Origin of the sequence: Streptomyces barringtoniae, from assembly GCF_020819595.1 — a bacterium.
Classification (GTDB): Bacteria; Actinomycetota; Actinomycetes; order Streptomycetales; family Streptomycetaceae; genus Streptomyces; species Streptomyces barringtoniae.
Genome location: NZ_JAJHNP010000008.1, coordinates 182,769 through 208,067, shown reverse-complemented (window position 1 = coordinate 208,067; position 25,299 = coordinate 182,769). Strand labels below are relative to the sequence as shown.

Sequence of the window (25,299 nt, the reverse complement as noted above, 5' to 3'; positions counted from 1 at the left end):
GTGAGGGGCGGGACGGCGGGCGAGAGGGCGGTTTACGACGATGACTCACGGCATTCGTACGGACACGCACATGAACCGGCTGAACGGCCCGGGCGGCTGGCGGGACACCGCCGCCCACTACGCCCTGCTGCCCCTGCGCGTCTTCCTCGGCGTCACCTTCATCTACGCCAGCCTGGACAAGCTCACCAGCAGCTCCTTCCTGAAGTCCGGCGGGGCCGGATCCATCGGCGACACCATGCGCTCGGCCCGCGACTCCGCCGCCATCCCGGCCCTGGTCGACCTGGCCCTCAAGGCCCCGGTCGGCTTCGGCTACGCCATCGCCCTCGGTGAACTGGCCGTCGGCATCGGCACTTTGCTCGGTCTGCTCGGCCGGCTGGCCGCGCTCGGCGGCGCGCTGATCTCGTTCAGCCTGTGGATGACGGTGAGCTGGTCGACGACCCCCTACTACTACGGCAACGACCTCGCCTACTTCATGGCCTGGATCCCCCTGATCCTCGCCGGCGCCCCCTACCTCTCCGTGGACGCGGCCTGGCGAGCCCGCCGCGGACAGCGACTGGGCGGCTACCGCTGAGCGCTCCGCGACAGCGCGGTGATGATCCCGCGGGCCGAGCGGGGGCGCCACCGCCACCGCTCGGCCGACGGCCGGACCTCACCGATGGCCGGACACCCACCAGCCCGCCGGACCGCGAAGGTCAGCCGCTCTCGGCGTCGCCCCGTCTGCGTATGCCCCGGGCCACGGCTGCCGTGGCACCGGCGAGGAACAGGCCGCCCACGATCAGCGGCACGACCGCGAACCACGGCGTCTCCCACAGGCCGCCCGCATCCCCCGCGAAGACCACCCCGGTGGCGGTGAGGAAGAGCCCGGCGACCAGCTTCCCGGGCTGGAACTCATGACGCAGCACGATCGACCTCCACCTGTCCCGCACCGACCCTCAGCGTGAGGTCCAGCGTGCCGGCGTCCTTGGCACCCTTGGCCGGCGCCAGCGTCACGTTCTTGAGCCTGCGCGGCTGCACGTCCACGTCCTTCCTGCTGTCCCCGGGCAACCGGATGTCGCCGACGCCCACCTCGATGTTCATCCGGACGGTCGCGTCCGCCGGCACGATCACCTTCAGCTGTCCCGCACCCACGTGGGCGTCCGTCGCGACCGTCCGCCCCTTGCCCGGACGCACCCGGCTCAGGTCCAGCGTGCCGCGCCCGGTGCCCAGGTCGTACGCCGGCCGTACCTGCGCCGTCGCGGCGGGCGTCCAGGAGGTGTCTCTCCAGTGGGTGGTGATGTCCTTGGGCATGGCCGCCGCTCCGGCGAGCAGCGCGGCTGTGACGATCGCCAGGAAGACTGTCCCGGCTCCCGTCCGGCCCAGGAACGCGCTGATCATGACGCCCAGGCCGAACACCGCCAGCGCACACGCCAGACCGGTCTGCAGACTGGTGCCCAGCGGGTGCGTGTCCCAGGTCAGCCGGGTACCCAGGCCGCCCGCCACCAGGGCGAGCAGGAACACCCAGCCGCCGATCCAGCGCGGGCCGCGCGGTCTCGGGGGCGCACTGGGCCGCGGCTGTATGGAGCCCTGGTGGCCGGGGTGGGTCCAGGGGGTGGCGATGCCGACGTCGACCACCGAGGTGAGGTCCCGGTCGCGGGCGTCGCCGGGCCCCCACAGATAACCGGTGCCGCCGACATGGCTGCCGTCCTTGACGATCGGGTCCCGCCACCACGACGGGTAGACGGTGACGACCGGCGGCGCCTGGGCCTCCGGCGGCGCGTCGGCCGCGGCCTGGGCGGCGAGCGGGTCGGGGTCGGTGGCGCCGCGGCGCCGCGACCAGTACCCGGCGCCGGCCAGCAGCAGGGAGAGCACCACGGCGAAGGCCAGCACCCCGCCGTTTCTCAGCATGGTCAGCAAGATGCCGCAGCCGACCAGGGCGAACAGCACGGCGGCCAGCGCCTGGCCGTCGACCCGGCCCGTCAGCAGCTTGCGGACCTCGTTCTCCTCCTTGTCCTCGTACGGCACCAGCAGCCAGGCGAAGCCGTAGAAGATGAGGCCGATGCCGCCGGTCGCGGACAGCACGGCCAGGGTGATCCGGAAGATCACAGGGTCCATGTCGGTGTGCCGGCCCAGGCCCGCGCACACGCCCGCGATCATCTTGTGCCCGCGGTCGCGCCGGAACCGCTCGGGGGCTCCGGCGGCGGGCTGCTGCTCCTGATCCTGCTGCTGTGCGTCGGCGGGTGTGCCGACGCCGGCCGCTCCCGTCCTCTGTGTCGCGGCGGGCGCGGCATCCGTCGGCCCGGTGCCCGGTGCCGGGCGCGGGCCGGTGCCGGGTCCCGGACCCGTCGCGGCGTGCTCGTGATCCGTCATGCGTCCATGGTGACGGCCCGGCCGCCGCCGCGGCAGTCGGGACGACCCTGGCCGAACCCTGAAATCGGCCCTGAGACGAGGCGGGGAACCGTTCGAGCCGCACGCAACCACCCCCGCCCGGCGCTCCCCGACCCGCCCCCGAGGAAGATCAGGGGCGTCTCGGGGGCCGACCCTGATGCCTGGCCCCGCCGGGCATGTGACCATCGTTGGCATGCCGGAAGCCGCAAGCCTGCCAGCCGACGACCCGCGGCCGCCGCGCAAGCTCTACCGCAGCAGCGACGGACGCTGGCTCGGCGGAGTGGCGCGGGGCCTCGCCGGGCATCTCGGGCTGCCCGTCATCTGGGTCCGGCTCGCCTTCGTCGGCCTGTTCATGGCGAACGGCCTCGGCGCGCTGCTCTACGCGGCGTTCTGGTTCTTCGTCCCGCTCGGCGTCGGCGGCGTCGGCGGGCACAAGCCGCCGTTGGTCGCCACCGAGACCGCGCCGGGCGGCCGCCGCAGACTCGTGGCCCGCAAGCCGGACCGCGGGCAGATCGTCGCGCTGCTCCTCATGGTCGTCGTGTCCGTCGTGTTCGTGGGCAGCGTGAACCTGACCAGTGCGGCCAAGGCCTATCTGCTGCCCGCCGTCCTCGTCGCGGCCGGTGTCGCGCTCGTCTGGCGCCAGGCGGACAACGCCCGCCGGGCCCGCTGGGTCGAGGTCGGACGCCGGCGCCGCACCCTCACCCTGCTGCGCGCGGCCGGCGGCGTCCTGCTCGTCACGGCCGGTGTGTCCGCCGTCTTCGTGCTGCAGGGCTCGGCCGCCCATCTCGGCGCGGTCCTCCAGGCGGCCCTCGCCGTCATCGTCGGCATCACGCTCCTCGCCGGCCCGTATCTGGTCCGCATGACCCAGGACCTGTCCGAGGAACGCCTGATGCGCATCCGCGCCCAGGAGCGAGCGGAGGTCGCCGCCCACGTCCACGACTCCGTGCTGCACACCCTCACGCTGATCCAGCGCAACGCCGACAACGCGGGCGAGGTGCGCCGCCTCGCCCGCGCCCAGGAGCGCGACCTGCGCACCTGGCTGTACAAGCCGGAGGGCACCGGCAAGGACGAGGCCGACGAGCCGGACACGGTCGCCGAGGCGGTGCGGCGCAACGCCGCCGAGGTGGAGGACAAGCACGGTGTGCCCATCGAGGTCGTCATAGTCGGCGACTGCCCGCTGGACGAGAGAACCGGCGCGCAGATGCAGGCCGCGCGTGAGGCGATGGTGAACGCCGCCAAGTACGGTGGCGAGGGCGGTGCCGTGCAGGTCTACGCCGAAGTCGAGGGGAGGACGGTCTTCGTGTCCGTACGCGACCGCGGCCCCGGCTTCGACCTCGACTCGATACCCGCCGACCGCATGGGCGTCAGAGAATCGATCATCGGCCGCATGGAGCGCAACGGCGGCACGGCCCGGCTGCGGTCGGTGCCGGGCGGCGGCACGGAGGTCGAGCTGGAGATGGAGAGGGCGGAGAAGACGTCATGAGCGAGGCGAACGGCACGGCGGGCACCCCCGAGGGGGCCGGTTCCGGGGCTGCCGACGGCGGCGCGGGCGGACGGCACGTACGGGTGGTGCTGGTGGACGACCACCGGATGTTCCGCACCGGTGTCCAGGCCGAGATCGGGCAGACCGCCGAGACCGGTGTCGAGGTGGTCGGGGAGGCCGCGGACGTCGATCAGGCGGTCACGGTCATCACCGCGACCCGGCCCGAGGTGGTCCTCCTCGACGTGCACCTGCCGGGCGGCGGTGGCGTCGAAGTGCTGCGCCGGTGCGCGGCGTTGATGGCGGACGCCGAGCGGCCCGTGCGTTTCCTCGCGCTGTCCGTGTCGGACGCGGCGGAGGACGTGATCGGTGTGATCCGCGGCGGCGCCCGCGGCTATGTCACCAAGACCATCACCGGCACCGACCTGGTCGACTCGATCTTCCGTGTCCAGGAGGGCGACGCCGTCTTCTCCCCGCGCCTGGCCGGGTTCGTCCTGGACGCCTTCGCCTCCACCGACGCCCCGCCCGTGGACGAGGACCTGGACCGCCTCACCCAGCGCGAGCGGGAGGTGCTCCGGCTGATCGCCCGTGGCTATGCCTACAAGGAGATCGCCAAGCAGCTGTTCATCTCGGTGAAGACGGTCGAGTCCCATGTCTCGGCGGTCCTGCGCAAGCTCCAGCTGTCCAACCGCCATGAACTGACCCGCTGGGCGGCGGCCCGCCGGCTGGTCTGATCCCTGCGGGCCCGCCCCTAGGCCACCCGGGTCGCCCCGGCGAACGGCATCAGGTCGAGCGGGGCCAGCCGGACCGGTGCCGAGGGGTTCGGGGCGTGGATGATCTGCCCGTTGCCCACGTAGATCCCGACGTGGCTGATCCCGGAGTAGAAGAACACCAGGTCACCGGGCTGGAGTTCGGATCGGGAGACGCGCCGGCCCGCGTTGATCTGGGCGTAGGTGGTGCGGGGCAGGGAGATGCCGGCGGAGCGGTAGGCGGCCTGGACCAGACCCGAGCAGTCGAAGGAGTTCGGGCCTGCCGCGCCCCACACATAGGGGCTGCCGAGCTTGGCGTAGGCGTAGTCGACGGCCGCCGCGGCGCGCGCGTTCGAAGCGGTGGCCGACCCGGCCTGCTCCAGGGCGTCCCGGGTGTCCGAGGCCGAGCGGGAGGCACGTCCCGGCGCGGTGCCGCCACCGGTGACCTCGGTCCGCTGCTGCGGAGGGAGCAGCGCCAGCAGCCGCCGGGCCTCGTCCAGCTTGCCGGTGATGGTCTTCTTCCGGCGTCGCAGCTCGGCCTGCCGGGACCGCAGCGACTTCAGCTCGATGCGTGCCGCGCCCCGCAACTGCTCGATCTCCCGCAGCTGTCCGCGCACCTGGGACACGGCGTCGGCCTGGCGGTCACCGGCCCGCTCCACGAACGCGGCGTCGTCCAGGTACCGGTCGGGGTCACCGGACAGGGCCAGCTGCCAGGTCGGTGCGAAGCCGCCCGCGCGGTACTGCGCCGCCGCGAACGAACCCAGTGCGTTCCGGGCGGTGTTGAGCCTCTGCTGCTTACGGGCGGTCTCGTCCCGCAGCGCGTTCAGCTGCCGCTGCTCCGCGTCCGCCATCTCCTTCGCGCCGTCGTACTTCTCGGTCGCGGCCTCGGCCTCCTGGTACAGCTTGTCCACCTCGGCCTTCACCTGGGTCGGCGTCAGCTGTGGCTCGGCGTGTCCCGTTCCGTCGAACCCCGTCGCGGTGGCGGCGCCCGCCAGGGCGATCGTGGCGGCCGTCCGGCCCGTATGGCCGCCCAGCGAACGTTGCCGGGGCTTGCGGTGCGCTGCCACCTGGACCGTCACGTCCTTCCGTACGACTCGCACGACCGCGCGGTCCGTGCGTCCGGCGGCGGCCCGCACAGGGGAAGCGGGCCACCGCCGGACCCTTCTCGGCGGTGGTGGCCGACGGCCGCCCCTGGCCCGGGCGGCGGTGGGGAGCCGGTCACCTGGGGGAGGACGCTAGGCCCGAGTGTGACGAGTGGGTAACGCAGTGTACGGAACTGGCCTCGACGGACCGGAATGTGACCGTAAGTGACCGCATGGTCGCTCCGGGGACGTCGCCTTTACGCAGCGTGGTGACCGAAGCGCGGAAAGCTGGACGGACGGGAGGTCTGCGGTGCTATGGGGCGCATATATGCAAGAACTGCAGCGTGCTCGCCGACCGCTGCCACCGGGGCCGGTGGCAGGAGGCTGCGGGGCCCTGGTTAGGCTCCGGCCCCATGGACGTACTCATCCATCTCTTCGTCGGCCTGCACATCATCGGCATCGCCGCGCTGCTCGGCGGTTTCCTCACCCAGATGAAGGCGATGGGCCAGGGCACGGCCCGGTTCGTGCCCGGGATGCTGCACGGCGCGCTGACGATGCTGGTCACCGGCGTGGCCCTGGTCGGCTTCAACCAGGCCGACCACCACCACGTCAACACCATCAAGATCGGCGTCAAGCTGGCGCTGCTGATCGTGATCCTCGGGCTGGTCTACGTCAAGCGTGACGAGGAGAAGATCGACAAGAGCCTGTTCGGCGTGGTCGGCGCGCTGACCATGACGAACATCTTCATCGCCGTCCTGTGGACCTGACGGTCATCCGTCCCTGCCGCCGGCGCGGGCCGCGCGCACCGCACCGGCGGCGACCACCAGCCACAGCGCCACCGCCGCCCACAGCAGCACCCGTCCCGGCCGGTCGAGCCACGGGACGCCGAGTGCGGTGCCGACGGACAGCGCCGCCACCGCCGTCATCCCCATCGGGAACACCGTCGCCCACCGCAGCACGTGGTAGCCGGGCCGGGGCCGCGCCGCCTCGGCGGCCAGCAGTACCGCGTACCAGACCAGATCCAGCACGAGCAGCGCCACCGTCACAGTGCGCAGCACATCACGGTCGTCGTCGTTCCACAGGTACATGCCCCTGTCCCCGGCGATGAGCAGGTCCGCCCCGGCCAGCGCCGAGATCGCGAGCGCACCACCCGCGATCCAGTGGTCGCCCGCCCCCTCCAGCACCTGCCGCATGTCGAAGCGGACCAGCGCCAGGCCGTAGAGCACCAGGCCCAGCCAGAACAGCACCAGCGCCGTGTGCGCGAGCCACGCCATGCGCTCGGCCGCGGCGAGCGTGGCGCCCAGTACGGCGAGGCTCTCTGTGGCCACACAGCACAGGAACACCGCCCCCGGCATGCGCGGCCTCCAGCGCCGTACGACCAGGACCAGCAGCACCGGCCACAGCAGCGCGGCCAGCGCGAGCAGCGCCTCGGCCAGGGTCTGCCGGCCCAGCGCCGAGATCCGGTTGCCGAGCACCGCGGTCGCGGCGACGGAGGTCAGCGCGCCCGGGCTTTCCGCCTCGGTCACCCAGCGCTCCCGCTCGCCGACGAGCCGCAGGACGAATTCTGCGGCCAGCGCGATCCAGGAGACGCACGCCATCGCCAGCGCCACCCGCGAGACCGACTCGGCTCCGGTCATGTGCAGCCCCACCGACACCACACCGGTCGCCATCACGGCGGCCCCGGCCGCGGGGGACCGCTCCGCCCACCACGCGCGCAGACCTGAGATGCCGGGCATGGGCCCGATGCTAGGGAGCCGCGGCGCCCCTGCCCGGAGGGCACGCGCGCGTGGAGAACAAAAACGCCGGTACGCGCGTGGAGGCGGGCCGGATGTGTGCGTGGGGACGGGCCGGACGTGTGTGTGGGGGCAGGGGAGGCGGTGCGTGGGCGTGGGAGCCAGCGGCTCGTGCGGGAGGCCGAGGGCGCTGGTACGCCGTGCGTGAGCCTGTGCGTCGGCGTCCCGTACGGCGAGGCCGAGGGCGCCGGTATGCCGTGCGTGAAGCCCGTGAGCCCGTGAGCCCGTGAGTCGGCGATCCGTGCGGGGAGGCTCAGGGTGCCGCAGGCCGCCCGTGGACAAGGTGATTCAGCGACCCCGGGCTCGGAGCCCGTGACCCCGTACGCGCGCGTGCACGGGCAATTCGGCGGCACGCGCGCGTGGAGCGGGCAGGGCAGGGGCGCGCCCGCGCCCGGGGGGTGTCAGCCCGGTCGGACCACGCTGTGGATGATCGACTCACCGCCGTAGTAGATCGACTCCTCACGGACGTACGCGCCCGGCTTCGGGGCATGGATCATCATGCCGTTGCCTATGTAGACGCCGACGTGGCTGATGTCGTCGTAGAAGAAGATCAGGTCCCCCGGCCGCGCGTCGGCGAGCGAGACCGTGGTGCCCACATTGACCTGGTCGTACGTGGTGCGCGGGAGCGTGACGCCGGCGGCCCTCCACGCGGCCTGGGTGAGGCCCGAGCAGTCATAGGAGTCCGGCCCGGTGGCGCCCCACACATACGGCTTGCCGATCTGCGCGCGGGCGAAGGCCAGCGCCTTCTCGGCCTTCGTGTCGTACGAGCTCGTCGTCGTGGACCCGGTCGAGCCGGAGCCCGTCGAACCGGATCCGGAGCCGGACCCCGTGGGCGATGACGACGAGGAGGACGACGATGAAGACGATGAGGCAGCCTGTTGCGCAGCCGCCTGCTGCTTCGCCAGCTCGGCCGCCTTGCGCGCCGCCTCCTGCTGCTTCTGCCGCTCGATGGCGGCCAGCCGCGCCTTCTCCTGGACCGTCAGCTGCGAGAGCAGCTCGCGCGCCGAGGCCAGTTTCCTCTGGACGGTGGTCTTGGCGGTCTGCAGGTCGTGCTGTGAGTCGGTCAGCGTCTGCAGGCTCTCCGCTGCCTCCCGCCGCTTCTTCATGGTCGCGGCCTGCTCGCCGATGTAGTCGTCGACCGCGCGCTTCTCCCGTGAGGTCAGCCGGTTCATCAGCTGGGTCCGGTCGAAGTAGTCCTGCGGGTCGTTGGCCAGCAGGAAGGTGGCCGTGTCGGGAGCGGCGGCACCGGTGCGGTACTGGGCCGCGGCGAAGGAGCCCAGCTCCTCGCGGGCCTTGTTGAGACGTGCGGTGCGCCGGGCGACGTCGTCGCGCAGGGCGTCGACGCGGCCCCGCTGTCTGCCGGACCGCTCCTTGGCCGCGTCGTACTTCTCGGTCGCCGACTCCGCCTGGCGGTAGAGGTCGTCGACCTTCTTCTCTACCTCCTCCAGGCTCGGCTTGGCGTGATCGGTCCGGGGGGCGGCCTCTGCGGTCTGTGAGAGCACGGCCATGGAGGTGAGGGCGGCGGTGGCGAGGGCGGGGGTGCGAAGGCCCGATCCGATGGTTCCGCCGGGGCGCGTCTTGCGGTGCGACGCCAAGGGAGGCGACTCCTTCCAATGGGCCGCCTACCGGGTTAGCTGTCGGGTTCGGGCGGTGGTTCGGAAGGGTTGCCCTACGGCGGCGTCCCGGGTGGGAGCCGGCCGATTCACCCCAAAGGTCGGTGGGTCCCCGGCTCCGGACGCCCTGAGGGGCGCGCCGGACTCGGCGGAGGCCGCGCGGCCCGGCGAGGTTCGCCGGTAGGGGTCGTACGGCCCGGACGCACGCTAGCCAACTCGTGTGACTCCTGTGAAGGTTGGTGCGTGATATGTCCGATACATTTTCGTGACCTGAGGCGGGTTTCGCTCCTGTGTCATCGGACGGTTCCGTTGTGTGAGCAGGCGGCGGGTCATTCGGCGGCCAAGATCAACCCCCTTCCGGAACCGGCCATGTTCCGGGGACGGCGACCGGTTGTCCGTGGGGCGCCCTAGACTCGGAGAGCGATGAGCAGCCTCTTTGACGACAGCTTCCTGGCGGACCTCCGGACCCCTCGCGGGCACGAGGAGGAGCCCCCGCCCCCGCCCGAGGACGATCACGCTCCGGAGCAGCTTCCGGACGATCTGTTCGGCGGGAAGTTCGACGTGCCGCCGGACCGGGACGCGTACTACCGCGACGGCGCCCCGCGCCCCGCGATCGACTCGGCGGCGCTGTTGCAGGGGCTGAACGACAACCAGCGCGCCGCGGTCGTGCACGCCGGCTCCCCGCTGCTCATCGTCGCCGGCGCCGGCTCGGGCAAGACGCGTGTGCTCACCCACCGCATCGCCCATCTGCTCGCCGAGCGGCATGTGCACCCGGGCCAGATCCTCGCGATCACCTTCACCAACAAGGCCGCGGGCGAGATGAAGGAGCGCGTCGAGCATCTCGTCGGCCCGCGTGCGAACGCGATGTGGGTCATGACCTTCCACAGCGCGTGCGTGCGCATCCTGCGCCGCGAGTCGAAGAAGCTCGGCTTCACGTCGTCGTTCTCGATCTACGACGCCGCCGACAGCAAACGCCTGATGGCCCTGGTCTGCCGCGACCTGGACCTCGACCCCAAGCGCTTCCCGCCGAAGTCGTTCAGCGCCAAGATCAGCAACCTGAAGAACGAGCTGATCGACGAGGAGGACTTCGCCGCCCAGGCCACCGACGGCTTCGAGAAGACCCTCGCCCAGGCCTACGCGCTCTACCAGTCGCGCCTGCGCGAGGCCAACGCGCTCGACTTCGACGACCTGATCATGACGACGGTCAACCTGCTGCGCGCCTTCCCGGACGTCGCCGAGCACTACCGCCGCCGCTTCCGGCACGTCCTGGTCGACGAGTACCAGGACACCAACCACGCCCAGTACGCGCTGGTAAGGGAACTCGTCGGCACGGGGGAGCGCTCCGCCGAGGAGGTCGGCACCCCGCCCGGCGAGCACGACCTCCCGCCCGCCGAACTGTGCGTCGTCGGTGACGCGGACCAGTCGATCTACGCCTTCCGGGGCGCGACGATCCGCAACATCCTGCAGTTCGAGGAGGACTACCCGAACGCGACGACGATCCTGCTGGAGCAGAACTACCGCTCCACGCAGACCATCCTGTCCGCCGCCAACGCGGTCATCGAGCGCAACGAGTCCCGCCGCCCGAAGAACCTGTGGACCAACGCGGGCGCCGGCGCGCGGATCACCGGTTACGTCGCCGACACCGAGCACGACGAGGCCCAGTTCGTCGCCGACGAGATAGACCGCCTGGTGGACGCCGGCGATGCCAAGGCCGGCGACGTCGCCGTCTTCTACCGCACCAACGCCCAGTCCCGTGTCTTCGAAGAGGTCTTCATCCGCGTCGGCCTGCCCTACAAGGTCGTCGGCGGTGTCCGCTTCTACGAGCGCAAGGAGGTCCGGGACGTCCTGGCCTACCTGCGCGTCCTCGCCAACCCCGAGGACTCGGTGCCGCTGCGCCGCATCCTCAACGTGCCCAAGCGGGGCATCGGCGAGCGCGCCGAGGCGATGATCGACGCCCTCGCCCAGCGCGAGAGGATCAGCTTCCCGCAGGCGCTCAAGCGCGTGGACGAGGCGTACGGCATGGCCGCGCGCTCCACCAACGCCGTCAAGCGGTTCAACACGCTGATGGAGGACCTGCGTACGATCGTCGAGTCCGGCGCGGGCGCCGCGACCGTCCTGGAGGCGGTGCTCGAACGCACCGGCTACCTGGCCGAGTTGCAGGCCTCCACCGACCCGCAGGACGAGACCCGTATCGAGAACCTCCAGGAACTCGCGGCCGTGGCCCTGGAGTTCGAGCAGGAGCGCGGCGGAGGCGCAGTGGCACCGGGGGCCGCCGCCCCGGGCGCCACGCTGGCCGACTTCCTGGAGCAGGTGGCGCTGGTCGCCGACTCCGACCAGATCCCCGACGAGGACGAGGAAGGCTCCGGCGTCATCACCCTGATGACCCTGCACACCGCCAAGGGCCTGGAGTTCCCGGTCGTCTTCCTGACCGGCATGGAGGACGGCGTCTTCCCGCACATGCGCGCCCTCGGCCAGACCAAGGAACTGGAGGAGGAGCGGCGCCTGGCGTACGTCGGCATCACACGCGCGCGGGAGCGGCTCTACCTCACGCGGTCCACGATGCGCAGCGCCTGGGGCCAGCCGTCGTACAACCCGCCCTCCCGCTTCCTGGAGGAGATCCCGGGCACCCATGTGGACTGGAAGCGGACGGGCGCGACGGCGCCGGTGTCCTCCGGGCCTGCCTCGGGGATCGCGGCCTCGCTGTCCTCTACCCGCTCGCGGTCGTCGGCGTCGGGCGCGTCCGGGTTCGCCACGCGGCGCACCGCGGAGAAGCCGGTGGTCGCGCTGAGCGTCGGGGACCGGGTCACCCACGACCAGTTCGGGCTCGGCACGGTCGTCGCGGTGAAGGGCACGGGTGGGAACGCGGAGGCGACGGTCGACTTCGGCGACGCCAAGCCGAAGCGACTGCTGCTGCGGTACGCGCCGGTGGAGAAGCTGTAGGGGTCCGGGGGTGAAAGCCCCCGGGTTCTACGTCGGGTCGAGCCCGTGGCTGCGCAGCCACGGCAGCGGGTCTATGGCCGCCCCGCCCGCGGGCCGTACCTCGAAGTGCAGGTGCGGGCCGGTGGAGTTGCCGGAGTTGCCGGAGTAGGCGATCGGCTCACCGGCCTTGACCGACGTCCCGGCGGGGACGCGGTAGCTGGACAGATGGCAGTACCAGGTCTCCGTGCCGTCCTTCGCCGTCACGATCATCATGTTGCCGTAGGCGCTGTTCCACTTGGTGGAGACGACGCCGTCGGTCGCGGCCATCACCGTGGTGCCGTACGAGACGGGGAAGTCGATACCCGTGTGCACGGACATCCAGTTCACCCCGGCCTGGCCGAAGTAGGCGCTGAGCCCCCGCTGTGTGACCGGCAGTACGAACTTGGGGCGCAGCCGCTCCTTGAGCGCGGCCGCGGCAGCCGCCTTCTTCTTCTCCAGCTCCTGCTGGTTCTTGAGGTCGAGCCGCTCCTGCGTCCGGCTCGCCCGGTCGGCGAAGTCGTGGGCGCCGGCGGACAGGGTGTTGAGCTGGGTGTCCAGCTTGCTGTTGGCGGCCGAGGCCTTGACCGTGTGCGCGTCCGGGGCGGAGGCGGAGGTGTCCTGGCCGTCGTCGGTCAGCGCCCCGACCGAGGCGGCGGCGATGCCGGCTACGCCCATCACACAGGCCGAGGGCACGGCGACGGTCAGCAGCGCGGAGCGCTTGGGGGTGGTACGACGCCGGGAGCGCGCGGCGTTGCGCGCGCCGGCGCGGGTCGTCGGCGCGCTCTCTTCCTGGTCGTCCAGCAGGCCGGGCCCGGCGGGCGGTTCGCCCGTGGCCCCCGACTCGTCGTCCCCGGCGTGCTGTTCGCCGAACGCGGTGTCCTCGTACGGCGCCTCGTCCTCGTACGGGCCCTGCTGGTACGGCACCTGCGGGAAGGCCGCGGTCGACTGCGGGTCGCCGAGCTGGTCGAAGACGGTGGTGGCCTGCTGGCCGAACGGTTCGCCGGCCTGCTCGGCCGCCGCCGGCACTGCCTGGCCGGCGGAATTCCACTGCGTGGCGTCGAACGTGCCCGACTCGAAGGTCTGGGTGCCCCACGCCCACTGCTGGGTCGGTTCGGCGATGCCGGACTGGTCGGGCTGCAGCCAGGCGCTCGCGTCCCACTGGCCGCTGATGTCGTTGCCCGTCGCCTGGGCGGGGATGGTCCAGGCGGTGGAGTCGTACACGCCGGAGTCGTAGGCGGCGTGGTGCTGGGCCGCGTACGGGTCGTAGTTCAGGGTCTGGCCGGTCTGCCACTGCGTGCTGTCGTACGCGCCGGTGTTCTGCTCGCCGGGCAGGCTGCCGAACAGCGGGTCCGCGGAGAAGGTGCCGGTGCCCTCCGGAAAACCGGTGGTGCCGTAGCCGCCGTACGTGGTGAAGTCACCGTAGGGGGCTCCATGCGTTCCGTACGGCGCGTAGTGCGCGTCGGAGGCGTCGGAAGCCGGGGCCGGGGTGGTCATGGTCCCCGACGGGTGACGGTCGTTCACCAACTTCTCTTTCGCCTCGACAACAGGGGCTGCCAGAGCAGTGCGGTGACTGTACCCGCCGGTACCTGGGCGCGACAATCTTCGGCTGGTTTCGCGCCCGCCGTAAACGGGCATTCGGCGGCGTTTCGGGGGGCGCCAGACACGAGTTTGGCCGAGAGTTCGATTGGCGTTCGATGTGCGGTGACTGTTTGTCACCTGTCCGTCACTCCACCGCCGGGTATGTCACGCCACCGTCAGATCGCCAGGAACCCGGTCCCCGGGGTGCGGGGTGTCGAGGGCCTCGCGTATCCCGGCCGCGACGGCGGGGTGCACGGGCAGGGCGAGATGCCCGATGCCGGTCACCCGGACGTTCTGCGCGTCGAGGTCGGGGTGCTCCAGGCAGGCCGTCTGCAGCGGCACCATCACGGAGTCCAGGTCGCTCCAGAAGCTGACGAACCGGGTGCGGCAGCCGGGTGCGGGCCGGGTCAGCTCCTCGATGACCCCCGAACCGGGCCGCATCTGGCGCACGATGGGATGTGCGTTGGCGAGAGGTGCCGCGCTGGTCCCGGAGTGCGGTGTACCCAGCGTGACGAGGGTGCGCACCCGCAGGTCACCACCCAGACACTGAACGTAGTAGCGGGCGATCAGTCCGCCGAGGCTGTGCCCCACGATGTCGACCCGGTCGCTGCCGGTGCGTTCGCAGATCTCCTCGACGTGCCGGCCGAGCAGCTCGGCCGCGGCGCGGATGTCGCAGGTCAACGGGGAGTAGTTGAGCGAGACGACACGCTGCCTGCCGTGCTGGGCGAGGTTGCGGCGCAGTAACACGAACACCGAGCGGTTGTCGATGAAACCGTGCAGCAGCAGCACCGGCAGGCCGGACCGGACCGGCAGCTGGGCGGTGCCGTCGTCGGTTGGTTGGGCGGGGCAGCGGCGCTCCTGGGTGAGGCCGGTCGGATACAGCAGGAGATGGCCGGCCAGGATCGCGGCCTCGAGGGCGGTCGCCTTCAGCAGCGCCACGGAGATTCCGGCGATTCTGCCGGGCCACAGGCGCCGGCAGAACGGGAGGAAGAGTGGCAGTACCCCGGTGACCTTCATGGGCCGACCTCCTGTCGGCACGCCGGAGGACGGCTCTATCCCCCGTGTGCCCTGATGTCCCACCATGTGATTTCCCCCTCGCTGCGCACCGTAAAACTGCCGGTTGCGGGATGCTGGAGATAACGTTCGTTCACTTCGCGACGGGTGGCGGAACGCGCCAAAAGTGCGGTACTTGTCGTTACGGACGGAAGCGATCGCTTCCGTGGTCGTTTGATGGAGGCAGTGATGGGTGTGGCAGCCGGTCCGATCCGCGTGGTGGTCGCCAAGCCGGGGCTCGACGGCCACGATCGAGGGGCCAAGGTCATCGCGCGGGCCCTGCGCGACGCCGGCATGGAGGTCATCTACACCGGGCTCCACCAGACGCCGGAACAGATCGTGGACACCGCCATCCAGGAGGACGCCGACGCGATCGGCCTGTCCATCCTCTCCGGCGCGCACAACACGCTGTTCGCGGCGGTGATCGACCTGCTCAAGGAGCGTGACGCCGAGGACATCCTCGTCTTCGGCGGCGGCATCATCCCGGAGGAGGACATCCCGCCGCTGAAGGAGAAGGGCGTCGCGGCGATCTTCACGCCGGGCGCGACGACCGCGTCGATCGTGGAGTGGGTGCGGGAGAACGTCCGTCAGCCGGCTGGGTCCGGCGGCTGAGCGGCTGCCCCCGGTGACTGAGCGGCTGCCTCCGGCGGTTGAGCGGTGGCATCCGGCCGTTGGGTCGGCGGCTCGGTGCGGTCGTTGAGCGGGGGCCGCTCCGGGGTGAGTTCCGCGGCCATCTCCGCCCGCAGCCGCAACGTGGTCACCAGACGCTGGAACGCCTCCGCCCAGTAGCCTCCGGCTCCCGGCGCGGCGTCCTCCCGTTCGTCCGGTATCGCCAGCAGCGCCTCGAGCCGGGTGGCCTCCGCGGGGTCCAGGCAGCGCTCGGCCAGCCCCATCACCCCGCTGAAGCTCCAGGGGTAGCTGCCCGCGTCCCGCGCGATGTTGAGCGCGTCCACGACCGCCCGGCCCAGCGGCGCCGCCCAGGGCACCGCACACACCCCGAGCAGCTGGAACGCCTCCGACAGCCCGTGGGTGGCGATGAACCCGGCCACCCACGCCGCCCGTTCCGCCGGATCCAGGGCGGCCAGCAGCTTCGCGCGTTCCGCCAGCGACACCGCGCCCGGCCCGCCGGCCTCCGGCGCCGACGGTGAGCCGAGCAGCGCCCTCGACCACTCGGCGTCCCGCTGGCGCACCGCCGCCCGGCACCAGGCCGCGTGCAGTTCGCCCTGCCAGCCGTCCGTCACCGGCAGCGCCACGATCTCCTGCGCCGTCCGTCCGCCGAGCCGTCCCGGCCACGTGCCCAGCGGTGCGGCCTCCACCAACTGCCCCAGCCACCATGAGCGTTCCCCTCTCCCCGTGGGAGGTGTGGCCGCCACACCATCGCGCTCCATGCCGGAGTCGCACTCGAGCGGCGCCTCCACCACGATCGCCGGCGGGTTCCCCGTGCGGTCGAGGGCCACACACGCCGCGGCCCGTACGGCCATGCGCGCGGCGAGCGCCGAAGCGGGCAGCGCCGAGAGCAGTTCCGCCGCGGTCGCCCGCACATTGCGGCTGCGGTCACCCAACGCCTGCTCCAGGAAGGGTTCGTCCGCGGCGGACAGGCCCGTGCGCAGCGAGTCGAGGAACATCAGCCGGTCCTCCGCTCGCTCCGTCGGCCAGGTCGACGCGAGCAGTTCGCGCGCGAGCGCGGGTGTACCGGCGCGCAGGGCGCCCAGCAGGGCCACCCGCTCGGCGAACAGTCCCTCCTGCCACAGCCTGCGCACCGCCTCGGTGTCGCCGGGCTCGGGCAGCGTGGCGCCACCGCCGGGTGCCGCGCGCAGCGCGAAGCGCCAGTCCGCGTTCAGCCGGGCCAGCCACAGCGCCCGCGGGCCCGCGAACGCCAGCGCCGCCGGGCGCAGGTCCGTACGGCCACGGGCCGCGTCCAGCAGCGCGGGGAGCGTCTGCGGGGGTGCCGCGTACCCGTGCGCGTTGGCCGCCGCCAGCCACTGCGGGAGCAGCTCCATGAGGTCCGGCGAGCTGCCCCGGCGGCCACCGCTTCCGCCACCGGAACGGTCGGCCAGCAACGTGGTGAGTCTGCGGGCCGCAGCGGGAGGCAGGGCCGGACGGGGATCCTCGGGCGCCGGGTCCGGCCGGCGTGCCGAGCGCGCGGGACGCAGCCCGGCCCGCCGCCGTACGGTCGCCACGGCGGCCTCGTCGAGCAGCGCCAGGGGTGCCTCGCGGCCGGACCCGGCGTCCGCCACGGGGCGCCGGTCGGTACCGAGAAGAGCGGTGGTGACCAGGTCTTCCCAGGAGCCGGCCGGGGCCCTGCTGTCCAGGTCGGCCGGGGTCGTCGTCCCGTTCATCGCTTTCCCTTCCCTGCGAGTGCCCGAGGAGTGCCGGTGCATTCTGCGTTCCGGCACGCCGGTCAGCACGGCGGTGTTGCTTCGGTGGGGTGTGCCCAGTGGTGTTGGCGCGGTACCGGTGGTTGGTCCGTGGCACCGGTCCGGCTCGGTGTGTGCCTGGCCGTGCCGTCATTGCCCTGGCAGGTCGTTTGGCCGTGTCGGCTCGGCTGGGTGCGCCTGGCCGCGTTGGCGCGGTGCGGACGGGTTGGCCGGTGCGCCGGGCCGGGTCGGTGTGTCCGGACGTGCCGGTGTCGGGCCGGCAGGCCGGTCAGCACAGTGGAACCGGCTCGCCCGTGCCGCTCGGCCAGGCCGTGAGCGGGGTGAAGCCGCGGTGGCCGCACTCGCCGAAGACCGTGACCGGGGTGCCGCCCGACAGGGCGACCAGCCGCCACAGGCCGGGGCGGGAGCGGGCGGCCCGGGTCAGCGGCAGGGCGGAGTCCGTGTCGGCGTCGGCCAGCTGCCACTCGTCGCCGTCCGGGACCGGTATCACCCGGCCAAGCGTCACCGGGACCGACTCCAGCCAGGGGTCGTCGCGCAGCGCCTCGCCGTACCGGGCCGCCGCCTCGGCCGTGCTCGTGCCCGGCGGACGGAAATCGGCTGGTGCCGGAGGGGCGAACCGCTCGCCCAGGGCGGACCGGGACCGGCCTGCCCCCGGATAGGCGGACAGCTCCGCGTCCAGGGCCAGTCCGACCGGCAGGGACAGCTCCGGAGCCCGGCCCGCCGCGCCGTAGGACAGCAGCAGCCGGGTCCGGCCCGAGGTGGCGCCGTGCAGCCATATCCGGCGGGTCGTCAGTTTCGGGTCCGCCGTGTCGTACTGGGCGAGGACCAGCCAGCGGTCGCGCAGCGGCGTGCCGTCCGCCGTGGCGGGCAGGCCCAGCCGGGAGCGGACCGTGGCCGCGAGGGCGTCCGGCAGGCGGTCGCGGCGCAGCCAGCCCTGGTCGAGCAGATGCAGCAGCGCGCACTCCTCCAGCAACCGGGCCGGCCAGCCCGCGCCCGATGCCGGGACGGCCCCCAACTCCCGTACCTGGGAGGCCAGTCCGGGGGCCTGGGCGTCGACCATGCGGGCCGCCGTCTCGTCCCACAGGCCGTACCCCGCCTGTTCGGCCGCGGCCAGGCCGCCGCGCAGCAGGTCCGCGAGCCGCTGCTCCAGCTCCGTCGCGCCCGCGGTGACCCGCTCGGCCCGGCGCTCGGCCCGCCGCCGAGCCGCCTCGGGATCGGCGGACCCGCCCCCGGAACTCCCCTCGCTCGGGCCCTGCTTGGTCTCCGCGCGTCTGCGTCTGCCCGCGAGCCACTGCTCGGCCCAGTCCGGCGGCTGCGCGGAAGCCGGCACCGAGCCGTCGTCACCCGCCCACAGCAGCAGCAGTCCGAGCGCGTGCTTGCACGGGAACTTACGGCTCGGACAACTGCACTTGTACGCCGGTCCGCCCACGTCGGCGAGATCGACCACCGTCTGGTACGGCCTGCTGCCACTGCCCTTGCACAGTCCCCACACCGTCCCTTCTCCGCTCCCCGCCTCGGACCACGGACCGGCCGTGCCGAGCTTGCCTCCCGCTTTGCGTGACGCGGCGTCAGGCGCCAGTGACAGCACCTGCTCCGCGGTCCAGCGCACCCCCTGCTCAGTCATGCCTCCGACGGTAGGCCCCGCCACTGACAATCCGTCCGGAGCGGGCGTTCGTGCAGGTCAGAGCGATTGTCAGTGGCGTGGTGCACGGTGGATGCCAGATCCGAACCGGCCGAGCTGGAGGGGGCCTCAGCCATGTCAGCCATGTCTGCGTCCGTGCGACCGACGACCGCCGAACCGACCGACGACGAGAGCGCATCCGAGAGCGCACAGGCGCTCCGACCGCACGCCGAGCAGGCCTTCGCCGCCGAACTCGCCTCACTCGCCGCGCAGGACGACCGCCCGCGCCCGGCCCGCTGGAAGCTGTCGCCGTGGGCGGTGGCGACGTACCTGCTCGGCGGCACCCTGCCGGACGGCACGGTGATCACACCCAAGTACGTGGGCCCGCGACGGATCGTCGAGGTCGCCGTCACCACCCTCGCCACCGACCGCGCCCTGCTCCTGCTCGGCGTGCCCGGCACGGCCAAGACCTGGGTGTCGGAGCACCTGGCGGCCGCCGTCAGCGGTGACTCCACCCTGCTGGTGCAGGGCACGGCAGGTACCCCGGAGGAGGCGATCCGGTACGGCTGGAACTACGCGCGGTTGCTCGCGCACGGACCGAGCCGCGACGCCCTCGTGCCCAGTCCCGTCATGCGCGCCATGGCCGAGGGCATGACGGCGCGCGTGGAGGAGCTGACCCGTATCCCGGCCGATGTGCAGGACACGCTGATCACGATCCTGTCCGAGAAGACCCTGCCCATCCCGGAGCTGGGTCAGGAGGTCCAGGCGGTCCGCGGGTTCAACCTCATCGCCACCGCCAACGACCGGGACAGAGGGGTCAACGACCTCTCCAGCGCGCTGCGCCGCCGCTTCAACACCGTGGTGCTGCCGCTGCCGGAGAGCGCCGACGCCGAGGTGGACATCGTCACCCGCCGGGTCGAGCAGATCGGCCGCTCCCTCGACCTGCCGGCCGCGCCCGACGGCATCGAGGAGATCCGCCGGGTCGTGACCGTGTTCCGCGAGCTGCGCGACGGCATCACCGCCGACGGCCGCACCAAGCTGAAGTCGCCCAGCGGCACGCTGTCCACGGCCGAGGCGATCTCGGTCGTCACCAACGGCCTCGCTCTGTCCGCCCACTTCGGCGACGGCGTGCTGCGCCCGGGCGATGTCGCCGCCGGCATCCTCGGCGCCGTCGTGCGCGACCCGGCGGCCGACCGGGTCGTCTGGCAGGAGTACCTGGAGACGGTCGTCCGGGAGCGCGAGGGCTGGACGGACTTCTACCGCGCCTGCCGGGAGGTAAGTGCATGACCGACGACGACAGCCGCTGGCCCAAGGCGCACGGCTCCGGACCGCTCCTGCTGGGCGTGCGGCACCACGGCCCCGGTTCCGCCCGCGCGGTGCGCACGGCCCTGGACGCTGCCCGGCCTGCCGCCGTCCTGATCGAGGGCCCGCCCGAGGCCGACGCGCTGATCCCGCTGGCCGCCGACCCGGACCTGCGGCCCCCGGTCGCCCTGCTCGCCCATGCCGTGGACGAGCCAGGCCGCTCGGCGTTCTGGCCGTTCGCCGAGTTCAGCCCCGAGTGGGTGGCGATTCGCTGGGCCCTGGCACACGGCGTCCCGGCCCACTTCATCGACCTGCCGGCCGCGCACACGCTCGCGTGGGAGGAGAAGAAGGAGAAGGAGAAGGACCAGGACCAGGGGGACGCCGATGACGGCCGGGGCAGCGGCGAGCAGGTCCGGATCGATCCGCTCGCCGCGCTCGCCGAGGCCGCCGGACACGACGATCCCGAACGCTGGTGGGAGGACGTGGTCGAACACCGGGGCCCGGGGGAGCGGGACCCGTTCGCGCCCTTCGCCGCGCTGGAGGAGGCGATGGGCGCACTCCGCGAGCGGTACGGCGTCGGCGGGCACTCCCGGGACCTGGTCCGCGAGGCGCACATGCGGCTCCGGCTGCGTGCCGCACGCAAGGAGTCCGGTGACGAGGTGGCCGTGGTCTGCGGGGCCTGGCATGTGCCCGCGCTGCGCGAGAAGACCACCGTCACCGCCGACCGGTCCCTGCTGAAGGGGCTGCCCAAGGTCAAGGCGGACCTGACCTGGGTGCCCTGGACCCACCGCAGGCTCGCCCGGTCCAGCGGGTACGGCGCGGGCATCGACTCGCCGGGCTGGTACGGCCATCTGTTCCACGCCCCCGACCGGCCCGTCGAGCGGTGGCTGACCAAGGTGGCGCGGTTGCTGCGCGAGGAGGACCGGATCGTCTCCTCCGCCCACGTCATCGAGGCCGTCCGGCTCGCCGAGACCCTGGCGGCACTGCGCGGGCGCCCACTGCCGGGGCTGGGCGAGACCACCGACGCGGTGCGGGCGGTGATGGGGGAGGGCTCGGACGTGCCCCTGGCGCTGGTGCACGACCGGCTGGTGGTCGGGGACGTCCTCGGCGAGGTCCCGGAGTCGGCGCCCGCGGTGCCGCTGCAGCGCGACCTGGCCCGGCAACAGCGTTCGCTGCGGCTGAAACCCGAGGCGCTGGAGCGCGAACTGGAGCTGGACCTGCGGGGTGACACCGACGCCGGCCGCAGCAGGCTGCTGCACCGGCTCCGGCTGCTAGGCGTCGGCTGGGGCGAGCCCGCGCGGTCACGAGGGAGCACGGGCACGTTCCGGGAGACATGGCGGCTGCGCTGGGAGCCGGAGTTGTCGGTGCGGGTCGCCGAGGCGGGCGTGTGGGGGACGACCGTACTGGGCGCGGCGCAGGCCAGGGCCGAGGCCGACGCGACGGCCGCGGGCACCCTCGCCGACGTCACCGCGCTCGCCGAGCAGTGCCTGCTGGCAGGGCTGCCGGACGCCCTGCCCGTGGTCATGCGGGTCCTCGCCGACCGCGCCGCGCTCGACGCCGACGTGGGCCATCTCGCCCAGGCCCTGCCCGCCCTGGTCCGCTCCCTGCGCTACGGCGACGTGCGCGGCACCGACACCGGCGCGCTGGCCGGCGTCGCCGCGGGCCTCGCCGAACGCATCTTCGTCGGCCTGCCCCCGGCGTGCACCGCACTCGACACGGACGCGGCGGCTGAGATGCGCGCCCATGTGGACGCCGTGCACACGGCGGTGGGTCTACTGACGGAGACGCTGGCCGCGGCGGGCGCGGGTGGGAGCGCGGGTTCGGGAGCGGACGAGCACGCCGGTGCCGGTGCCGGTGAGAGCGCCGGTGAGACGGGTGGCCCTGGTACGGGGGCCGGTGCGGGCGAGCGTGCCGGTGTCGGTGGCCCGGCCGGCCCGGGTGCGGGTGCCGATCAGGGTGTTGGTGTGGATGCCCGCGGTGGTGGCGGGGCCGGCGTCGTCGGGGCCGGCGATCCCGGCGCGGATGCTGGAGCGCGTGCCGGGGTCGGTGCGGGTGGCGTTGGTCTCGTCCGTGCCGGACGCGGTGATCTGCGTGACCGTTGGCGAGCGGTGCTGCGGACCTTGTCGTCGCGCGACAGCGTGCCCGGTGTGCTGCGCGGGCGGGCAGTGCGATTGCTGCTGGACAACGGTGAGTTGGGGTCCGACGAGGCGGCCCGGCTGATGGGGCTCGCGCTGTCGCCGGGGACTCCGCCCGCCGACGCCGCCGCCTGGATCGAGGGTTTCGTCGGCGGCGGGGGCGGACTGCTGCTGGTGCACGACGAGCGGCTGCTCGCCCTGGTGGACAGCTGGCTGACCGGGGTCTCGGCGGACGCGTTCACGGACGTGCTGCCGCTGCTGCGCCGCACGTTCGCGGCGTATGAGCCCGGGGTGCGCAGAACGCTCGGCGAACTTGTCCGGCGCGGACCGGGAGACCGGTCGGCCGGCCGGGCGGCCCCCGGGGCCATGACACCCGGCTTCGCCGCCGAACCGGACACCGAGCGCGCCGATGCCGTACTGCCGGTGCTGCGCCTGCTGCTCGGCCTGACCGACCCGACCGACCGGGACCGGACCGACCGGGACCGGACCGAGCGGGACACGGCCGACCACGACACGGCCGACCACGACACGGCCGACCGAGACCCGACCGACCACGACACGGCCGACCACGAAACGGCCGAGCGAAAAGCGGTCCGGGGGGAAACGGCCCAGCAGGAAACGGCTCCGCGGTCATCGGCCGAGCGTGCCCCCGTCAGGCGTGGCCCGACCGAGTGCGAGCCGCCCGCGCGGGGGATTTCCGGGACGGGGACACCCGAGGCGGGAATTCCGGGGATGGGGAAGGCCGAGACGAGGACGGCCGAGCCGGGTACCGCCGAACGAGCCGGGTGTCAGGCGGCCGGGCCCGGCACGAGCGGGTGTGACAGGACCGGGCCCGGCACGAGCGGGTGTGACACGCGTGGGTGTGGGGCGGCCGAGGACAGCAGCCTTGCGGGGGTGGGTGTATGACGGGCGAAACGGTGTCGTTGGAGGTCGACGGGCCGACGCGGGAGCGGTTGCGGCGCTGGCGGCTGGTGCTCGGCGGGGATCAGGCCGACGGGACCGGATGCGCGCTGTCCGGAAGGGACGCGGCGATGGACGGCACACTCGCCGCGCTCTACGGCAGGGGCGACAAGCCGCAGGCGGGACGGGACCGTTCGGCGGGGCTCGGGGCCTCGGCGCCGTCGGTGGCGCGCTGGCTCGGGGACATCCGCACGTACTTCCCGTCCTCCGTCGTCCAGGTCATGCAGCGCGACGCCATCGACCGGCTCGGCCTCGCCTCCCTGCTGCTGGAGCCGGAGATGCTGGAAGCGGTCGAGGCGGACGTGCATCTGGTCGGCACGCTGCTCTCGCTGAACAAGGCGATGCCGGAGACGACGAGGGAAACGGCACGCGCGGTCGTGCGCAGGGTCGTCGAGGACCTGGAGAAGCGGCTCGCGAACCGTACGCGGGCCACACTCACCGGCGCCCTCGACCGCAGCGCGCGAATCAGCCGCCCACGGCACCACGAGATCGACTGGAACCGCACCATCGCGGCCAACCTCAAGCACTACCTCCCCGAATACCGCACGGTCGTGCCGGAACGGCTCGTCGGATACGGGCGGGCCGCCCAGTCCGTGAAGAGGGAGGTCATCCTCTGTATCGACCAGTCCGGGTCGATGGCCGCGTCCGTGGTCCACGCGTCCGTGTTCGGCGCGGTCCTCGCCTCCATGCGGTCGATCGGCACCCGGCTGGTCGTCTTCGACACGGCGGTGGTCGATCTCACCGACCAGCTGGACGACCCGGTCGACGTCCTCTTCGGCACCCAGCTCGGTGGCGGCACGGACATCAACCGGGCGCTGGCCTACTGCCAGTCGCGGATCACCCGGCCCGCTGAGACCGTGGTCGTGCTGATCAGTGACCTCTACGAGGGCGGCATCCGCGACGAGATGCTCAAGCGGGTGGCGGCGATGAAGGCGTCCGGGGTGCAGTTCGTGGCGCTGCTGGCGCTGTCGGACGAGGGCGCGCCCGCCTACGACCGGGAGCACGCGGCGGCGCTCGGCGCGCTCGGTGCACCGGCCTTCGCCTGCACGCCCGATCTCTTCCCCGAGGTCATGGCCGCCGCGCTGGAGAAGCGGCCGTTGCCGATACCGGACACCGTGTGACGCCGGACACGAAAGAGGCGAGAACCGGACACGAGAGAGGCCAGAAAAGGGACATGACTACCTATCGGTAACAGCGGGCTTGCGCGGCCTCGGGCGCGCCGTGCAAGGATCGGCGGAGCCCATGTCGTGCCGAGCCGAGGATGTCCAGCTCCTTGACCTTCCCAGCAGCCCTTCTTGGTACCACCGTGCGCGCGCTGCGTACGGCGGCCGGGCGGCGTGCGCTCCAACTGGTGCTGCTGGTGGGCGGACTCTTCGCGCTGGGTTTCCTCTGTGGCGAACAGGCACACGCGGCCGACGGGACCCTGGTGCCGGCGCAGGCGACGTCGGTGCGGTCCGCGGGGACCGCCGCGCAGGGAGAGGGCGCGGTACAGGCCGTAGAGGCGGTCCGTACGGCGACCGGGCGGGTCGTCGGCCGGGTCCACACCGTCGGCGAACGGACCGTCACCCCCGTGCGCGACGTGCTCGACACCGTTTCCCGGACCGTCGAGACCACGGCCGCCCAAGCCGTGGCCGACGAACCCCGGACCTCGGCGCCCTCCCTGCCGCTGCCCGACGTCACCCAAGTCGCTGACGTGCCCGGCCGACCGACGCCGGAGCCGAAGTCCACGGCACCCGTCCCGCAACGGCACAGCGGTGCGGCGGCGCCCGCTCCGGTGGAGCGGCAGAAGCAACGGCACGCCCGCGCCCATGGCCGTACCGCCGTCGGCGCACCGGCGCCGGTCGCCGTGTACGGCCCCGAGACCGCCGCCGTGCCGCGGCCCGTGATGCACACCTTCGCGCGCCACGGCTCCGCCGCCCTCGGCGTCCCCGGCCGGCCCACGCCCACCGGAGACTCCGACGGCGTGCTCGGCAAGCAGGCCGCCGACGGCGGCGCGTCCCGCCACGGTGACGCGCACGCCGTCACCCTCGACGACCGGGCGCCCCTGCGGCTCGCGCCCGGCGCCGCCGCGCGCGTCGACGCGCCCCATACCCGGGACCGGCACCGGGACATCCCCGTCTTCCCCGGCTAGGCAACAGGGCCGACCTCCCCGCCACGGACCTGTCGCGCGGGGGCGGAACAGGTCTGCCCCGTCCGTCCGGACCCTTCCAGCGATCAGCGCTGCGGCCGTCGA

At 72.9% G+C, this 25,299-nt stretch carries 18 protein-coding genes, 1 pseudogene and 1 riboswitch; of the genes and pseudogenes, 10 read left to right on the top strand and 9 right to left on the bottom strand.

Annotated elements, in window-relative coordinates; genetic code table 11:
* Positions 1-40: 40 nt before the first annotated feature.
* Positions 41-571 carry a DoxX family membrane protein gene (locus LMU33_RS16580; protein ID WP_228621161.1) on the top strand — a complete coding sequence of 177 codons (531 nt, stop codon included), beginning with the start codon at positions 41-43 and terminating at the stop codon, positions 569-571.
* A gap of 121 nt (positions 572-692) precedes the next feature.
* Here LMU33_RS16580 and LMU33_RS16575 read toward each other — a convergent pair whose 3' ends face one another.
* Entirely contained in the window at positions 693-902 is a 210-nt protein-coding gene (locus tag LMU33_RS16575) for a hypothetical protein (RefSeq protein ID WP_228621160.1), read from the bottom strand.
* On the bottom strand, positions 889-2,346 hold the full coding sequence (locus LMU33_RS16570) for a PspC domain-containing protein (protein WP_228621159.1): 1,458 nt from the start codon (positions 2,344-2,346) through the stop codon (positions 889-891). Before LMU33_RS16570 ends, LMU33_RS16575 begins: the two co-directional genes overlap by 14 nt.
* Before the next feature lie 211 nt (positions 2,347-2,557).
* Here LMU33_RS16570 and LMU33_RS16565 point away from each other — a divergent pair, with 211 nt between their 5' ends.
* Together LMU33_RS16565 and LMU33_RS16560 are read left to right on the top strand one after the other, a co-directional pair.
* On the top strand, positions 2,558-3,847 hold the full coding sequence (locus LMU33_RS16565; RefSeq protein ID WP_228621158.1) for an ATP-binding protein: 1,290 nt from the start codon (positions 2,558-2,560) through the stop codon (positions 3,845-3,847).
* A complete protein-coding gene (locus tag LMU33_RS16560) occupies positions 3,844-4,578 on the top strand; it encodes a LuxR C-terminal-related transcriptional regulator (protein WP_228621157.1) in 735 nt (244 codons plus the stop codon). The genes LMU33_RS16565 and LMU33_RS16560 overlap by 4 nt, the downstream gene beginning before the upstream one ends.
* A 17-nt stretch (positions 4,579-4,595) precedes the next feature.
* Here LMU33_RS16560 and LMU33_RS16555 read toward each other — a convergent pair whose 3' ends face one another.
* The gene (locus LMU33_RS16555; protein WP_228621306.1) at positions 4,596-5,660 is read right to left on the bottom strand and encodes a C40 family peptidase; all 1,065 of its coding nucleotides are present in this window, start codon (positions 5,658-5,660) and stop codon (positions 4,596-4,598) included.
* 428 nt (positions 5,661-6,088) lie between these two features.
* Here LMU33_RS16555 and LMU33_RS16550 point away from each other — a divergent pair, with 428 nt between their 5' ends.
* A complete protein-coding gene (locus LMU33_RS16550) occupies positions 6,089-6,442 on the top strand; it encodes a hypothetical protein (RefSeq protein WP_228621156.1) in 354 nt (117 codons plus the stop codon).
* Between the two features lie 3 nt (positions 6,443-6,445).
* On the opposite strand, the gene LMU33_RS16545 is transcribed toward LMU33_RS16550, so the two are convergent.
* Both LMU33_RS16545 and LMU33_RS16540 read right to left on the bottom strand, forming a co-directional pair.
* Positions 6,446-7,411, bottom strand: a complete 966-nt coding sequence (locus LMU33_RS16545; protein ID WP_228621155.1) for a tellurite resistance/C4-dicarboxylate transporter family protein — start codon at positions 7,409-7,411, stop codon at positions 6,446-6,448.
* A 458-nt stretch (positions 7,412-7,869) separates the two neighbouring features.
* The gene (locus LMU33_RS16540; protein ID WP_228621154.1) at positions 7,870-9,063 is read right to left on the bottom strand and encodes a C40 family peptidase; all 1,194 of its coding nucleotides are present in this window, start codon (positions 9,061-9,063) and stop codon (positions 7,870-7,872) included.
* 7 nt (positions 9,064-9,070) lie between these two features.
* Positions 9,071-9,242: riboswitch (cyclic di-AMP (ydaO/yuaA leader) on the bottom strand.
* 262 nt (positions 9,243-9,504) lie between these two features.
* Between LMU33_RS16540 and pcrA the strand changes: the two genes are divergently transcribed.
* The gene (gene pcrA, locus LMU33_RS16535; protein WP_228621153.1) at positions 9,505-12,021 is read left to right on the top strand and encodes a DNA helicase PcrA; all 2,517 of its coding nucleotides are present in this window, start codon (positions 9,505-9,507) and stop codon (positions 12,019-12,021) included.
* A gap of 27 nt (positions 12,022-12,048) precedes the next feature.
* Here pcrA and LMU33_RS16530 read toward each other — a convergent pair whose 3' ends face one another.
* A complete protein-coding gene (locus tag LMU33_RS16530) occupies positions 12,049-13,560 on the bottom strand; it encodes a peptidoglycan DD-metalloendopeptidase family protein (protein WP_228621152.1) in 1,512 nt (503 codons plus the stop codon).
* 222 nt (positions 13,561-13,782) lie between these two features.
* Positions 13,783-14,634, bottom strand: coding sequence for an esterase/lipase family protein (locus LMU33_RS16525; RefSeq protein ID WP_228621151.1), 852 nt, complete (start codon positions 14,632-14,634; stop codon positions 13,783-13,785).
* A 225-nt stretch (positions 14,635-14,859) separates the two neighbouring features.
* Here LMU33_RS16525 and icmB point away from each other — a divergent pair, with 225 nt between their 5' ends.
* Positions 14,860-15,282 (top strand): coenzyme B12-dependent isobutyryl CoA mutase small subunit, encoded by a 423-nt coding sequence (icmB, locus tag LMU33_RS16520; RefSeq protein WP_228621150.1) that lies wholly within the window; start codon positions 14,860-14,862, stop codon positions 15,280-15,282.
* On the opposite strand, the gene LMU33_RS16515 is transcribed toward icmB, so the two are convergent.
* Positions 15,258-17,009, bottom strand: a complete 1,752-nt coding sequence (locus LMU33_RS16515; RefSeq protein ID WP_228621149.1) for a DUF5691 domain-containing protein — start codon at positions 17,007-17,009, stop codon at positions 15,258-15,260. The genes icmB and LMU33_RS16515 overlap by 25 nt on opposite strands.
* Positions 17,010-17,316: 307 nt before the next feature.
* The gene (locus LMU33_RS16510; RefSeq protein ID WP_228621148.1) at positions 17,317-18,672 is read right to left on the bottom strand and encodes an SWIM zinc finger family protein; all 1,356 of its coding nucleotides are present in this window, start codon (positions 18,670-18,672) and stop codon (positions 17,317-17,319) included.
* Positions 18,673-18,813: 141 nt separating this feature from the next.
* On the opposite strand from LMU33_RS16510, the gene LMU33_RS16505 reads away from it, so the two are divergent.
* The 4 genes and pseudogenes from LMU33_RS16505 to LMU33_RS16490 all read left to right on the top strand — a co-directional run bounded on the left by LMU33_RS16505 (position 18,814) and on the right by LMU33_RS16490 (position 25,197).
* Positions 18,814-19,956, top strand: a complete 1,143-nt coding sequence (locus tag LMU33_RS16505) for an ATP-binding protein (protein ID WP_228621305.1) — start codon at positions 18,814-18,816, stop codon at positions 19,954-19,956.
* Positions 19,953-22,559, top strand: a pseudogene (locus LMU33_RS16500) (DUF5682 family protein); the annotation flags it as partial. The gene LMU33_RS16505 and the pseudogene LMU33_RS16500, both read left to right, overlap by 4 nt.
* A gap of 449 nt (positions 22,560-23,008) precedes the next feature.
* Positions 23,009-24,187: a VWA domain-containing protein gene (locus LMU33_RS16495; protein ID WP_228621146.1), complete on the top strand. Its 1,179-nt coding sequence runs from the start codon at positions 23,009-23,011 to the stop codon at positions 24,185-24,187.
* A gap of 152 nt (positions 24,188-24,339) precedes the next feature.
* Entirely contained in the window at positions 24,340-25,197 is an 858-nt protein-coding gene (locus tag LMU33_RS16490; RefSeq protein ID WP_228621145.1) for a hypothetical protein, read from the top strand.
* Positions 25,198-25,299: the final 102 nt, after the last annotated feature.